Below are 15,178 nucleotides of genomic sequence, written 5' to 3'. Positions count from 1 at the left end.
GCAGTTTTATTGTTGTTTTTTTAAAATTGAAATTGTAAACCTGTATAAACTCCGAAGAAGTAAGGGTTAAAGCTTAAATTGCTTCCTTGAAAAGTATTGAGTTGATACTTAAAAGCAGGCTCTACATTTAGTTGAAGCTTTTGGCTAATTGCATAATTTAAGCCTAAACCAATATTGGTACTAAAACTAGTTTGGTTAATGTTTTGCGACTCACCAATATTCATCATGCCATCTGCTGTATCTAATAGCAAGCCGTTATTAGTTAGCAAAAAAGTGCTTGCTCCACCCGATAAATTAACACCAAATTTTCCATCTAAAATGGTATATTCAATTTCTAAAGGAACTTCAATAAAGCCTAGTTGCTGTGTTAAATTACCATTTTCAGAAAATATTCGGGTGCCTTGATTTCCAATATTATTGTCGTAATAATTTTGGTTATATACGCCGTAAGTTGAAACTACATTAGAAGAAATAAACGCACTTGCACTTGGCGCGTAAACTACGTTTTGCGTAGTGTAAGATGTGTTTACTTGATTAACTCCTGTTCGAATACTCCATTTGTTGTTTACCTTAAAACCAACTTGCATACCATAAGAAAAACTAACATCTCCTGTCGATTCATTACTTGCTAAATCTTGTCCTATGGCCGAAGACGCATTTTGTCCAGCATTAAAAATAGGCGAAATTACAGGTTTTAAAAACCATTTTTTAGCGATTGAAGTTTCCTTATCTACAACTAGAGATTCATCTTCAAATAAAGAATCAAATTGAGTTTTTCCTGTTTCGTCTGCAGAAATAGTTGCTGTTTCGGTAATTTTATTCTGAATGGTCTTAGTGTTTAAAATGCTTATGTTTTCAGAAAAATTAAAGGCTTTTAAAAGCGATGTTTCCACATATAAACGATTTACAATAGCACTAAACTTATCTAATTTTGTTACTGGATTTTCTGTTTTATAAACGGAAGCTAAATCATTATTTGTAGGGGTTGTATTAGTATTCTGAACAATTGAATTTTGAATAAAATTATTGCTAGCACTAAAATCTTGAGACTTGTCGATAAGTGAGTTAAGCAAATCGTTTGCTTTAGTTAAGCTGGTTGATTTATCTAAACTCAGTTTAAAATCAAAATTCGAAGTGCTTAAATTTGAAAAAGATTCAATTTGTGTAGGAGTACTTAATTTAGACCAGTAACCTAAACCAAAAGCCAAAATTAATGCAGCTGCAGCTCCAGTAAACTTCAACCAAATAGGAAAAATACGTCTTTTTTTAGGATGAATTTTAGCTTCAATTTCATTCCAAATTTTTGCATTGGGCTGTGCTTCAAAATGCTTGAAATTTTCTTGAAAAATACGGTCGATATGTTTATGGTCTCTACTCATTTAATTACCTACATCTCTTAATTTTTTTTGATAAGCTTCTACTTTTGTTTTTAAAATGGCTCGAGCTCTAGCTAAGTTCGATTTCGAAGTTCCTTCCGTTATACCTAACATATCCGCTACTTCTTGATGTGCATAACCATCTAAAACGTATAAATTAAACACTAATCTATATCTATTTGGCAACTCTTGTACACAAGTTAAAAGAAATTGTAAAGGCACACTTTCATTATATTCTTCTATACGTGGCTCTTCGATATTTTCTTCATTTACAAGTGTAAATAATTGTTGTTTTCGGTATTTTGCAAGGCATGTATTAATACAAATGCGTTTCATCCAACCCTCAAAAGAACCTTTATTTTTAAACTGACCTATCTTTTGTAAAATACAAATAAAAGCGTCTTGTAAATTGTCTTCTGCTTCGGCTTTATTTCTAGAATATTTTAAGCAAACACCAAAAAGCTTAGGAGAAAAAAGTTCATAGAGCGTCTTCTGCGCATTGAGATCGCTTTTTTTACAATTCTTTATTAGGTTTTTTAAACTCAAAAATTAAAACTTACTATGTTATTAGATGTATGATATAAAATAGGTTGCGTGTAAATTTAAAAAAGCCATGCTAAGCATGGCTTTTTTAAAAAAATTAAGCTTTTGCTTTTTCTTTAATGGCAAGTGTAATTTTCTCTTCTAACTCGTCCATTAAATCTGGGTTTTCTAACAACAGTGTTTTTACCGCATCTCGTCCTTGTCCAAGTTTAGTGTCTTCATAACTAAACCACGAGCCAGCTTTTTTAACAATATCATATTCTACACCAACATCTATAATTTCTCCAACTTTAGAAATACCTTCTCCGTACATAATGTCGAATTCTGCTAATTTAAAAGGTGGCGCAACTTTGTTTTTTACCACTTTTACACGGGTTTTATTCCCCATTACATCGCTGTTGCTATTTTTAATTTGGGTAGAGCGTCTAATATCTAAACGTACAGATGCATAAAACTTTAAGGCATTACCTCCTGTTGTAGTTTCAGGATTACCAAACATAACACCAATCTTTTCACGCAATTGGTTAATAAAAATTACCGAACATTTGGTTTTACTAATCGTCGAAGTCATTTTTCGTAATGCTTGCGACATTAATCTTGCATGCAGTCCCATTTTAGAATCGCCCATTTCTCCTTCAATTTCACTTTTAGGTGTTAAAGCAGCAACCGAATCGATTACAACAATATCTATAGCACCAGAGCGAATTAAATTTTCTGCAATTTCGAGGGCTTGTTCTCCATGATCGGGTTGCGAAATAATTAAGTTGTCTATATCGATGCCTAAAGCTTCTGCATAAGTTCTATCGAATGCATGCTCTGCATCAATAAAAGCTGCAATTCCTCCTGCTTTTTGTGCTTCTGCAATAGCGTGTAAAGTAAGTGTGGTTTTACCAGAAGATTCTGGTCCGTAAATTTCAACCACTCTACCACGAGGGTATCCACCAACGCCTAAAGCAATATCTAAACCCAAAGATCCAGACGAGATAGCATCTACATCTACCACTGCTTGGTCGCTCATTTTCATAACTGTACCCTTACCATAAGTCTTATCTAACTTATCTAAAGTTAATTTTAAGGCTTTTAATTTTGCATCTTTCTCGCTATTCTCTTTGCTCATTTTATTTTTTTTTGTGTAAAATTGTATTCTTTTAGCGTAAAAATACAACAAATTTTATTTTAGATTAGAAACGCAACCAATTAAAATTAAATCATCTTACAAATAGAAATATGAAGTTTTCTATAAAAATATCTTTCACAAACTTGCTTGGTAAAACTTGTTTTTTTACAAGTCTAAGCGGTTGTAAAATCGATGGTGGCTGACGTTATTACATTAAAGTTTATAAATTAAAAATTTAAATTGAAATGTATAACAACGAATTAGCCACCCTTGTTGTTTTTTATAAACATCAAAAATTTAAAAGAAAAAAGCTCCAATAAAATGGGGCTTTTTTCTTTAATACAAATAATGCAAATTAGATTATTAAAATCCTAGTCTATAAAAATCATCTTTTTAAGATTAGTAAGAAAAGCTTACTTTTGCCGAAATTTTCCTAACTTAAAAACTAGTATAGCATGCAACTGTACAACAAATTAAGTGCAAAGGAAAGAGCAGCGCTCATACAAGAAGCAGGCGAAGACCGCCTAACGCTGTCTTTTTACCAATACGCACACATTAAAAACCCACAAATTTTTAGAGATTATCTGTTTATCCATTGGAATAAGCTAGATGTTTTAGGCCGTATTTATGTTGCCAAAGAAGGAATTAATGCTCAACTTTCGGTTCCGGCTCAAAAATTTGATGAATTTAAAATTTTCTTAGACCAAATTGAATTTTTAAAAGGAGTTCGTTTAAATATTGCCATCGAACAAGATAATATGGCATTTTTAAAACTCAAAGTAAAGCTAAGAAACAAGATTGTAGCCGATGGTTTAAACGACGAAACTTTTGATGTTACCAATAAAGGGGTTCATGTAGATGCAGAAACCTTTAATCAATTAATAGACGACCCTAATACGGTTTTGGTAGATATGCGAAACCACTACGAAAGTGAAATAGGTCATTTTCAAAATGCAGTTACACCCGATGTAGATACCTTTAGAGATTCCTTAGATATTATTGAAAACGACCTAAAAGATCATAAAGAAGATAAAAATTTAGTAATGTATTGTACTGGTGGCATTCGCTGTGAAAAAGCCAGTGCATATTATAAACACAAAGGTTTTAAAAGAGTTTTTCAGCTAGAAGGTGGTATTATAGAATATGCCAGACAAGTTGAAGCCAAAAAGCTAGAAAACAAATTTTTAGGAAAAAACTTTGTCTTTGACCATCGCATGAGCGAAAAAATTTCAGACGAAGTTATTGCACAGTGTCACCAATGTGGCAAAGCCTGCGATACGCATGTAAATTGCGTAAACGATGCTTGCCACTTATTGTTTATCCAGTGCGAAGATTGTGCAAAAGAAATGGACAAATGCTGTTCAGATCACTGTAAAGAAATTATAAAACTACCTTACGAAGAGCAAAAAAAATTAAGAGCTGGTAAACAAAACAGCAATCATATTTTCAAAAAAGGAAGATCGGAAAACTTGAAATTTAAAAAGAAGCTCGATTCATCTATTCGCATAGAAGAAGAAACGGTTTAAGTTAATGTAATTTTAAATTATTATTATCAAGCCTTGTACTCTTGCAACAAGGCTTTTTGTTTTTCCGAAAATAAAAGACTACATCTTTCAGCTTTTTTCATAACATGAAAATATATAATGCCGCTCACAATATTTTGGTATCTTTACACATTAAAGAATACTAACAATCAACACGGCTAAAAGTCAGTGTTTCAATATATATAATGAAGTATGGGTTGTGCAAGTTGCTCAAGTGGAAAAGATGGATTACCAAAAGGATGTAAAAATAACGGGACCTGTGGAACCGATAGTTGCAATAAATTAAGTGTTTTCGATTGGCTTTCTAATATGGAATTACCCAATGGAGAAGAACAATTTAATGTGGTTGAAATCCGTTTTAAAAATAGCCGAAAAGAATTTTTTAGAAATACCGAATCGTTAACGCTTCAAATGGGCGATGTTGTTGCTACAGAAGCATCACCAGGTCACGATATTGGCATTGTTACCTTAACTGGCGAACTAGTAAAGGTACAAATGAAAAAGAAAAACGAAGATCCGTACTCAGACGATCTTCCTAAAATATACCGAAAAGCTACGCAAAAAGATATCGACGTTTGGCAAGAAGCAAAAGACCGCGAAGAAGCTGTAAAAAAGCGTTCTCGAGAAATTGCCATTCGGTTAAAGTTAAAAATGAAAATTAGCGATGTAGAATTTCAAGGCGATGCATCTAAAGCTATATTTTATTACACTGCAGAATCGCGCGTAGATTTTAGACAGTTAATTAAAGAATTTGCCTACGAGTTTAAAACCCGAATTGAAATGAAGCAAATCGGTTTTAGGCAAGAAGCTGCTCGGTTGGGTGGTATTGGCTCTTGCGGAAGAGAATTGTGTTGCTCCACTTGGTTAACCGATTTTAGAACAGTAAAAACATCTGCTGCACGATACCAACAACTTTCATTAAACCCACTTAAATTAGCAGGGCAATGTGGTAAATTAAAATGCTGCTTAAATTATGAGTTAGATACTTATTTAGATGCTATTAAAGATTTTCCTAAATACGATGATAAGCTCATTACCAAAAAAGGAAAAGCTGTTTGCCAAAAAATAGATATATTTAATAAAAAGTTTTGGTATGCTTACGAAGGTGACTATGGCAATTGGATTGAAATTGACTTAGAGCAGGTGCTCGAAATTGTTGAAGCTGCCAAACAAAAAAATCCCGTACAAAGCCTAGAAGACTTTAAAGCTGAAGAACCTGAAATAGAAATTGAAGCGAATTATGAAAATGTGGTTGGGCAAGATAGTTTAACTCGCTTTGACCGTCCTAAAAACAAGCGTCGAAAAAAGAAAAAGCCTTCAAATCAAAGTCATAAAGCTAAGCCTGGTCCTACAAAATCACCAAATACGAAATCAAATAAGCCAAACAAAAGAACTTCTAAAAAGAAACCAAGTAGTAATTCACAAAAAAATAATACCAACAATGCGAAATAGCCTAGTATTTTTTTTTCTACTTACTATTCTCTTTTCATGTACTAACAAAGATTATGCTTTTTTAGAATACAAAAACCTAGACGGAAGTTGGCATAAAAATGACACCTTAGAGTTTCAATTCGCACCAAAAGACACAATCCAAAGTTTTAATGTTTACATCCAACTTCGAAACAACTTAGATTACGAATTTAGAAACATATACCTAATTTCGAGCATTGTATTTCCAAATGGAAAAGTAGTTGTAGATACACTAGAATATCCTATGGCTTATCCCGACGGTGAGTTTATGGGAAAAGGCGCAAATGTAATTGAAAACAAACTTTGGCTTAAAGAAAATGTAACTTTTAATGAAGAAGGAGAATATATTTTTAAACTCCAACAATCAGTAAGAAAAACTGGAGAAACTGAAGCTTTAACAGAGCTAAATGGAATATTAGATGTAGGTATTCAAGTAGAAGAAATAAAGAATAACCATGAAGAATAAAAAAAAGGAAAAAACCAAAAACTTTAAAAAGTATCTACTTTACTTTTGGTCGCTTTTTGTGCTTGGCATTTTATCGATTGTCTTCTTATTTTTACTCGCTGGCTGGGGTGCTTTTGGCGAAATGCCAACTTTTGAAGAATTAGAAAATCCAGAAACCAACCTAGCGACCGAATTAATTTCGTCTGATGGAAAAATACTTGGCAAATACTTCCTAGAAAACAGAACCCCTGTAAAGTTTGACGATTTACCTGCACATTTAGTAGAAGCCTTGGTAGCTACCGAAGATGAGCGTTTTTACGAACACGCAGGTATAGATGCTAAAGGTACTTTACGCGCAGCCGTTTATCTTGGAAGTAAAGGCGGAGCTAGTACCATAACCCAACAATTGTCCAAACAATTATTTACAGGTGTTAGATCTAGAAATATATTTGAAGCCTTAACACAAAAAATAAAAGAATGGGTAATTGCCATTCGGTTAGAAAGACAATACACCAAAGAAGAAATCTTAACCATGTATTTCAATATTTTTGATTTTACAAGAGGCGCACACGGAATAAGATCGGCTGCAAGGGTTTATTTTGGTAAAGAACCCATGGATTTAAAAGTGGAAGAATCAGCAACTTTAGTAGCTATGTTTAAAAATCCCGTTTTGTACAATCCGTACCGAAAGATTTTTAAAGATAATTCGTTAAGCCGAAGAAATCAAGTACTTAAACAAATGGAGAAAAATGGATATTTGTCTACCAAAGAGAAAGATTCGCTTCAAAAATTACCTTTAACAATCAATTACACGCCAGAACAGCACGACGATGGTACTGCAACCTATTTTAGAGAATTTTTAAAAGACTTTTTAAAAGATTGGACATCAAAAAATAAAAAACCCGACGGGAGTGAATACAATATTTATAGCGATGGCTTAAAAGTATATACCACTATAGATTATAGAATGCAAATTGCCGCAGAAGAATCGGTTAAAAAACACATGACAAAGCTTCAAAAAGAATTTAATCGTCAGAACAAAAAAAATTCTACTGCTCCATTTAGAAGTATAAGTAAAACTGATGTCGAAAACATCTTAAGAAGAGGAATAAAAAACTCTACCCGTTATAAACGCCTAAAAAGCAGAGGTGTTTCTGAAGATTCTATAACCAAAATTTTTAACGAAAAAGTTCCGATGAAGCTTTTTGCCTGGGAGGAAGAAATCGACACCATTATGTCTCCAAAAGATTCTATTCGATATTATAAATCCTTTTTAAACACCGGCATGATGTCTATGCGCCCACAAACTGGCGAAGTTAAAGCTTGGGTTGGTGGTATAAACTATAAATATTTTAAATACGAACACGTTAAACAAGCTAGAAGACAAGTAGGTTCAACTTTTAAACCATTTGTGTATGCAACAGCCATAGACCAATTGCATTATTCTCCTTGCTATGAACTTCCTAATACATTATATACTATTCCTAAAGGAAAGCATGATTTAATTGAAGATTGGACTCCTACAAACTCAGGAGACGACTATGGCGGTGTAAAAACGCTAAAAAAAGCTTTAGCAGAATCAGTAAATACCATTACAGCTCGATTAATCGATAAAACAGGGCCACAAAAAGTAATTGATATGGCCAAAAATTTAGGCGTAGATGTTTCAAATATTAAGCCTTATCCTTCTATAGCTTTAGGAACACCAGATTTAAGTGTGTACGAAATGGTTTCTGCTTACAGTACATTCGCCAATAAAGGTGTTTATGTTGAGCCCTTCGTGATTACGCGAATTGAAGATAGAAATGGAACTATTCTTTATCAACATTCACCGGTAAGCAAGGACGTTTTAAGCGAAGAAACCGCTTATGTGGTGGTAAACTTATTAGAAGGGGTTACAAAATCTGGTTCGGGTGTACGTCTAAAAACCAATTCTGAATATGCTAAAAATAGAATTGACTACCAACGAGCCGTTACGGGTTATCCTTACGATTTTAAGAATGATATTGCTGGTAAAACCGGAACTACCCAAAATCAAAGTGATGGTTGGTTTATTGGTATGGTGCCCGATTTAGTTACAGGCGTTTGGGTAGGTGGCGAAGAACGATCGGTACGATTTCCAGGAATAACTTACGGTCAAGGCGCAACAATGGCTCTCCCTATTTGGGGAATGTACATGAAGGATTTATATGCTAACGAAGAGATTGAAGTTTCTAAGGAAGCATTCGAAAAACCTGCAAACTTAACCATCCCAATTAATTGTGATGAAGTAGAAACAACAGACGAAGAAGATTTTATGGAAGATTTCAATTCTGATTTTTAGCTTTAGCCTACGTAAAAACTTTTAGCTTTTTTAAAAGGAATTTTTATACTACATTCAGTACTTTAGTTTCATGAAAACTCCTTTACTGGCTTTCAATTCAAAAGGCATCTATTGCGAAGCTGCAGATGTATATATCGACGCATGGAAGCCTGTCGATAAAGTAATTATTTCCCACGGTCACGCAGACCATTCTCGTTATGGACACAAACAATATATTACCCATCATGACAATATACCTATTGTAAAACACCGTTTAGGAGATGTGAACATCGAAGGTAAAAATTACAATGAAACTTTTACCATCAACAACGTAAAATTTAGTTTACATCCTGCTGGTCACATTATTGGTAGTTCGCAAATTCGAGTAGAACACAAAGGAGAAGTTTGGGTGTTTACAGGCGATTATAAAGATGAAGCCGATGGAGTTTGTATTCCTTTTGAACCCGTAAAATGTCATTCATTTATTACCGAATGTACTTTTGGTTTACCCGCTTTTAAATGGAAACCACAAAGTGAAGTTTTTACTGAAATCAATCAATGGTGGAAACAAAATCAAGAAGATGGAAGAACTTCCGTTCTATTTGGTTATTCCTTAGGAAAAGCACAGCGACTCTTGAAGCATGTTGATGCAGAAATTGGAAAAATCTATACCCACGGTGCTATCGAAAATATGACACAAGTTTTAAGAAATTTAGTCGATTTTCCTGAAACAAATCTAATTACCCGAGAAACCACGAAATCTGAACTCAACGGAAACTTAGTTATCGCTCCATCCAGCGCTCACGGCGGCACTTGGATTAAAAAAATGACACCTTATGTTACTGGCTCAGCCAGCGGTTGGATGACCTTCCGTGGTGCAAGACGCAGAAGGGCTATCGATAAAGGTTTTGTGCTCAGTGATCACTGCGATTGGGATGGCTTGTTAAAAAGCATCAAAGCCACAGAATGTGAAAAAGTAATCTGTACCCACGGCTACACCGATATTTTTGCTAAATACTTACGAGAATTAGGTTACGATGCTCGAACAGAAAAAACGCAATACGAAGAAAATGAAGATTGATAAAAATATCAATTCAATAATGTAACAATGTAGCGATGAATCAACGTATTAATGAATCAATTTGAAAATGTGATTTATCAAGAGATGAAAAAATAGAAAAAAAATGAAAGATAAGAATAGGATTTTTTTAGTTGGTTTTTCTCTTTGGTCTTCGTGTCTTTGTGGTGGATTTTTTAATTTGGAAAACTTGTTAATCTAAAAATGTCAATATAAAAAACAAGATTAGTAATTAAATCGTTCAATAGAAGAAACCAAGAATATTTAATCACTTCTCATTACTTAATTCTAACTACTTAATACGCTAAAATGAAGGCTTTTGCTCAACTAATTAAAACCATCGATTCTACTAATCGAACTAATTTGAAAGTAGAAGCATTGGCTAATTATTTTATGCAAGCTTCAAATCAAGATAAAGTTTGGACCATTGCTATTCTTTCACACCGACGACCTCCACGACCGGTAAATACTACGTTAATTCGCGAATATGCATCAGAATTGGCCAATATTCCGTTGTGGCTTTTTGAAGAATCATACCATATTGTTGGTGATTTAGCGGAGACTATTGCTTTAGTTATTCCTAATGCAGAAATTGAAAACGAAAAAAGCTTAACTCACTGTTTGCAAGAAATACTGGCTTTAAAGAAAGAATCTGATGAAATAAAAAAGGAATATCTAGTCTCCAATTGGAAAAAGTTGAATTATTACGAGCGTTTTGTATTTACTAAACTCATTACCGGTGGATTTAGAATTGGGGTGAGTCAAAAATTAATGACGAGAGCATTGGCTAAAGCCACTGGAATTGATGAAGATATTTTGGCTTTTAAATTGATGGGGAATTGGAATCCAAATAAAATTTCGTTTCAAGAACTTATTTTAGAAGAAAACGAAGCCGACTACTTATCCAAACCCTATCCGTTTTATTTGGCGTACGCTATTGAAGATTCGCCTGATGCATTAGGAAATCCAAAAGATTGGCTTGCCGAACACAAATGGGACGGTATTCGCAGTCAAATTATTATCCGTAAAGGCCAATTGTTTGTGTGGAGTCGTGGTGAAGAATTGGTGACCGACAAATATCCGGAGTTTGAAGCTTTTGTAGGAAAACTTCCCAATGGAACGGTTTTAGACGGCGAAATTTTAGCTTTTCCGAATAACGACATTGGCAGTTTCAAAGATTTACAAACGCGAATTGGCAGGAAAACAGTTTCAAAAAAGCTATTAGAAAAAACCCCAGTTATTTTAAAAGCTTACGATATCTTAGAATTTAATGGCAAAGATATTCGGAAGAAAACTTTTTCAGAAAGACGAGAAATATTAGATGAATTGCATTCTGAATTAAAAGACGAAATCCCTGTTTTTCATCTTTCAAAAATTATGAAGTTTTCTAGTTGGGAAAAAATGGCAAAAGAACGTGAAAACGCTCGAGAAATCAAGTCCGAAGGTTTGATGATTAAACGTAAAGATTCCACTTACGGAGTAGGAAGAAAAAAAGGCGATTGGTGGAAATGGAAATCCGACCCATTTAGCATCGATGCCGTATTAACTTATGCCATGCGCGGACACGGAAGAAGAAGCAATTTATTTACCGATTACACCTTTGGATTGTGGGATGATAAACACAAAGAATTAGTCACTTTTGCCAAAGCTTATTCCGGTTTAACTGATAAAGAATTTAAAGAATTGGATGCGTGGATCAAAAAAAATACCTTAGAACGATTTGGTCCTGTTCGAAGTGTTGAACCCTTTCAAGTATTTGAAATTGCTTTTGAAGGCATAGCCGAATCCAAACGCCATAAAAGTGGTGTAGCCACTCGTTTTCCAAGAATTTCTCGCTGGCGTACCGACAAAAAAATTAAAGATGCAAATACCTTAGAAGATTTAAAAGCCATGATTCCAAAGTAGAAATAGACTACTTCTCTAACATTCCGTAAAAATTCCTTCCTCTTGTCATTACGTAAAAACTTCCTAAAAGAAACTTTATACGGAATCTTACCCAATAAAAACAAGTTGCACCTATTAAGAAAGGTTTTTAATGAAGTTAACAATAATCATTTCAAAAAATCTTTTTTTCTTTTTTTAATTCAAAAAGAACACTATCTTTACGATATTATTTTAATATCATATTAAATTTAAATCTAAAATCATGAAAGAAGAAAAAACAATTGTACCTGCCAATGGCTATCTAATGTTGTTTGTATTTATACTTTTATTTATAGGAAGTATAGCACTTATGTTTCTATTTAAAACTCCATGGCCAATCCTTAGTATTGTACTTTCTTTAGTAATTGCTCCTGGATTTATAATGGTTCAGCCTAATGGTTCGAGAGTATTGTTGTTATTTGGTGAATATGTAGGAACAGTCAAAAAAAACGGATTTTACTGGGTAAATCCATTTTACACCAAAAAGAAAATTTCGCTAAGGGCTAGTAATTTTGACAGCGAACGATTAAAAGTAAACGACAAACTGGGTAATCCAATTATGATTAGTACCATTTTGGTTTGGCGTGTTAAAAACACATACAAAGCTGCTTTTGATGTAGATAACTACGAAAATTTTGTACGGGTTCAAACGGATGCTGCCGTTAGAAAGTTAGCCAGTATGTATCCCTATGATAATTTTGCAGACGAAGGCCATGATGAAGATATTACACTTCGTTCAAGCGTTAACGAAGTAAGTGAAGCTTTAGAAAAAGAGATAGACGAACGATTGTCTACTGCAGGAATTGAAGTTTTAGAAGCACGCATTGGTTATTTAGCATACGCACAAGAAATCGCCAACGCCATGCTAAAAAGACAGCAAGCAACAGCCATTGTTGCTGCTAGACATAAAATTGTAGAAGGAGCCGTAAGTATGGTAGAAATGGCTATAGAACAACTCAGTAAAAAAGGAGTTGTAGACTTAGACGAAGAACGCAAAGCAGCCATGGTAAGTAATTTAATGGTGGTATTATGTGGAGATAAAGAAGCTTCGCCAGTAGTAAATGCAGGAACTTTAAACCACTAATTCATGAAAGAATATAAAGTAGTGAACTGGAAAATGGGCTTATCCAACAACAATCAAAAGTTAGAAGATACGTTAAATCAATATGCCCGAGAAGGTTGGGTGGTAAGAGATATTGCAGAAAACAGCATGCGTATTGTTTTGGAGCGAGATAAAAACAGGTAATGCCGATTAAGCATTAAATTACTATTAATGAAGAGTTCGATAGCAAGCCTTATATTCGTAATTAAAATTATTGATTAGATTAAAAACAGCATTTTATGCCTAAGAAAAAAGCATTTGCCTTACGCGTTAATGAAGACATGATGAAAGCAATTGAAAAATGGGCTGCAGACGAATTCCGCAGTACCAATGGTCAATTGGAATGGATGCTTATGCAACAATTAAAAGAACACAAAAGAGAACCAAAGAAAAAGAAATAGCTTCAATACAATTTTCTTCATACATTAATAATCAGCTTAAGTTTTATCAATTTGTATTTATATCTAACTAATCAAAAGCAACAATTCAAGAATACTTTCACAAATTAAATTTATTCCTTATTTATAACTACCCGTGTAACTCTTTGAGAAATGCGGGTAATTAATTCGTAGGGAATACTTTGTTTTTCCTTATCAAATGCTAAAGCAGTGTGTTGTTTACCAAAAATTAAAACTTCATCGCCTTCTTTACACTCAATTTCACTAACATCTACCATTAAAGTGTCCATGCAAACATTACCAATTATCGGTGCTTTTTTACCATGAAGTAAGACTTCTGCCTTTTGGTTACCGTAAATTCGTGAAATTCCGTCTGCATACCCCAAAGGTAAAGTTGCTATTTTCGATGTTTTTTCTGCTTTAAATTTTCGATCGTAGCCTACGCTCGAACCAGGCGGAATTACCCTTAATTGTGCTATTCGTGTTTTTAGACTAGCCACAACTTGTAAGTTTTTTTGCTCTTCCGGATTATTGCCGTAACCATATAAAGCAATACCAGCTCTCACCATATCGAAAGCAGCTTCTGGGTGGCTCAAAATTCCACTAGAATTACATAAATGAGCTATAAAACTTGTATTTACATTTCTTTTAAAAGCTTCAACAGCAACTTTAAAATTATCGATTTGCAACTGAGTAAACTCATTTTCTTCTGGCATTCCTGCTGCAGATAAATGCGAAAAAACACCTTCAACTTTAACGTGTTTGTTTGCAGAAAGCAATTGGGTTAATCGGTTAACATCGGTCATATCAAACCCTAAGCGATTCATTCCTGTATTGATTTTTATATGGATGGGAAAATCAATAACATTATGTTCGATTAAAGCCGCGTTTAAATTTTCTAAAAAATGAAAATTATACACACTTGGGGTTAAATTATATTCCAATAATTTAGGTAAATCTTCAAGCTGTGGATAAAAGATTAAGATAGGTATATCGAGTCCTCGTCTACGAAACCGCATACCTTCTTCAATATAAGCAACGGCAAGATGGGTGGCACCTAAACTTACCAATTTTTTACCCATAACAATAGAGTCTGTACCATAAGCAAAAGCCTTAACCACACCCATAATCTGAGTATTAGCAGGAAGATTTGATTTTAGCACATGGTAATTATGTGCTAAGGCGTTAAGGTCAATTTCTAAACGTGTTTCTTCAACCTTTGGCATGAAAATTATTTTTCTGTTCTTGTGGTTTGGTTTTAGTTTGCTCAGTTTGTTTTTGTGCACCCATAGCTCTAAAAAATGCAGCTCGACTCAATGGTTCGTATTCGTCGGTCTCTCCTAGTAATACCAAATCATCTTTTGTAGACTTTCGGAAACTATACTGTGCCAAATTTCCAGTATGCGTACAAACGGCATGCACTTTAGTAACATATTCGGCCGTAGCCATTAAGTTTGGCATCGGTCCAAAAGGATTTCCTTTAAAATCCATATCCAAGCCTGCAACAATAACACGGATTCCTTGGTTTGCCAAATCATTACAAACCGAAACAATCTCGTCGTCGAAAAATTGTGCTTCGTCAATTCCTACTACATCACAACCATCGGCTAATAAACGAATATTAGCAGCAGCAGGTACTGGTGTAGACCGAATGGCGTTTTCGTCGTGCGAAACCACATCTTGGTCGTCGTACCTACGGTCTATTTCGGGCTTAAAAATTTCAATGCGTTGTTTAGCAAATTGCGCGCGCTTTAAACGCCGTATCAATTCTTCTGTTTTACCTGAGAACATGCTCCCGCAGATAACTTCTATCCAACCAAATTGTTCTTCGTGATTTACTGTATTTTCAAGAAACATTTTCTATATTAAAACGGTATAAT

General features: G+C 34.1%; 14 protein-coding genes. 9 read left to right on the top strand and 5 right to left on the bottom strand.

The annotated features are described in order from the left end of the window. Positions 1-20 precede the first annotated feature (20 nt). The 3 genes from IEV63_RS06935 to recA all read right to left on the bottom strand — a co-directional run bounded on the left by IEV63_RS06935 (position 21) and on the right by recA (position 3,036). Positions 21-1,379 (bottom strand): hypothetical protein, encoded by a 1,359-nt coding sequence (locus IEV63_RS06935; protein ID WP_188406071.1) that lies wholly within the window; start codon positions 1,377-1,379, stop codon positions 21-23. Further along, positions 1,380-1,922, bottom strand: a complete 543-nt coding sequence (locus IEV63_RS06930; RefSeq protein ID WP_188406070.1) for an RNA polymerase sigma factor — start codon at positions 1,920-1,922, stop codon at positions 1,380-1,382. It lies immediately after the preceding gene. Positions 1,923-2,016: 94 nt separating this feature from the next. Then, positions 2,017-3,036: a recombinase RecA gene (gene recA / locus IEV63_RS06925; protein WP_188406069.1), complete on the bottom strand. Its 1,020-nt coding sequence runs from the start codon at positions 3,034-3,036 to the stop codon at positions 2,017-2,019. A gap of 455 nt (positions 3,037-3,491) precedes the next feature. On the opposite strand from recA, the gene trhO reads away from it, so the two are divergent. The 9 genes from trhO (at position 3,492) to IEV63_RS06880 (ending at position 13,301) form a co-directional block, all read left to right on the top strand. After that, positions 3,492-4,562 carry an oxygen-dependent tRNA uridine(34) hydroxylase TrhO gene (trhO, locus tag IEV63_RS06920; RefSeq protein WP_188406068.1) on the top strand — a complete coding sequence of 357 codons (1,071 nt, stop codon included), beginning with the start codon at positions 3,492-3,494 and terminating at the stop codon, positions 4,560-4,562. 210 nt (positions 4,563-4,772) lie between these two features. Then, on the top strand, positions 4,773-6,032 hold the full coding sequence (locus IEV63_RS06915) for a PSP1 domain-containing protein (RefSeq protein ID WP_188406067.1): 1,260 nt from the start codon (positions 4,773-4,775) through the stop codon (positions 6,030-6,032). Further along, positions 6,022-6,516, top strand: coding sequence for a gliding motility lipoprotein GldH (locus IEV63_RS06910; RefSeq protein ID WP_188406066.1), 495 nt, complete (start codon positions 6,022-6,024; stop codon positions 6,514-6,516). Before IEV63_RS06915 ends, IEV63_RS06910 begins: the two co-directional genes overlap by 11 nt. Then, complete coding sequence (locus IEV63_RS06905; protein ID WP_188406065.1) at positions 6,506-8,818, top strand: penicillin-binding protein 1A; 2,313 nt, start codon at positions 6,506-6,508, stop codon at positions 8,816-8,818. The genes IEV63_RS06910 and IEV63_RS06905 overlap by 11 nt, the downstream gene beginning before the upstream one ends. Before the next feature lie 70 nt (positions 8,819-8,888). Continuing rightward, positions 8,889-9,878: a ligase-associated DNA damage response exonuclease gene (locus tag IEV63_RS06900; protein ID WP_188406064.1), complete on the top strand. Its 990-nt coding sequence runs from the start codon at positions 8,889-8,891 to the stop codon at positions 9,876-9,878. A 306-nt stretch (positions 9,879-10,184) separates the two neighbouring features. Next, positions 10,185-11,780: an ATP-dependent DNA ligase gene (locus tag IEV63_RS06895; RefSeq protein WP_188406063.1), complete on the top strand. Its 1,596-nt coding sequence runs from the start codon at positions 10,185-10,187 to the stop codon at positions 11,778-11,780. 241 nt (positions 11,781-12,021) lie between these two features. Beyond that, complete coding sequence (locus IEV63_RS06890) at positions 12,022-12,882, top strand: SPFH domain-containing protein (protein ID WP_188406062.1); 861 nt, start codon at positions 12,022-12,024, stop codon at positions 12,880-12,882. A gap of 3 nt (positions 12,883-12,885) precedes the next feature. After that, complete coding sequence (locus IEV63_RS06885) at positions 12,886-13,044, top strand: DUF4177 domain-containing protein (RefSeq protein WP_188406061.1); 159 nt, start codon at positions 12,886-12,888, stop codon at positions 13,042-13,044. A gap of 95 nt (positions 13,045-13,139) precedes the next feature. Next, a complete protein-coding gene (locus IEV63_RS06880; protein ID WP_188406060.1) occupies positions 13,140-13,301 on the top strand; it encodes a type II toxin-antitoxin system antitoxin in 162 nt (53 codons plus the stop codon). A gap of 110 nt (positions 13,302-13,411) precedes the next feature. On the opposite strand, the gene alr is transcribed toward IEV63_RS06880, so the two are convergent. Both alr and IEV63_RS06870 read right to left on the bottom strand, forming a co-directional pair. Beyond that, positions 13,412-14,524: an alanine racemase gene (gene alr, locus IEV63_RS06875; RefSeq protein WP_188406059.1), complete on the bottom strand. Its 1,113-nt coding sequence runs from the start codon at positions 14,522-14,524 to the stop codon at positions 13,412-13,414. Next, entirely contained in the window at positions 14,511-15,155 is a 645-nt protein-coding gene (locus IEV63_RS06870) for a thymidine kinase (RefSeq protein WP_188406058.1), read from the bottom strand. Before IEV63_RS06870 ends, alr begins: the two co-directional genes overlap by 14 nt. Between the last annotated feature and the right edge of the window lie 23 nt (positions 15,156-15,178).

Origin of the sequence: Psychroflexus salis (genome assembly GCF_014640175.1) — a bacterium.
In the GTDB taxonomy this organism is placed as follows: Bacteria; Bacteroidota; Bacteroidia; order Flavobacteriales; family Flavobacteriaceae; genus Psychroflexus; species Psychroflexus salis.
Note: the sequence above shows the minus strand (reverse complement) of the source record. Positions and strands in the feature narration are given on the sequence as shown.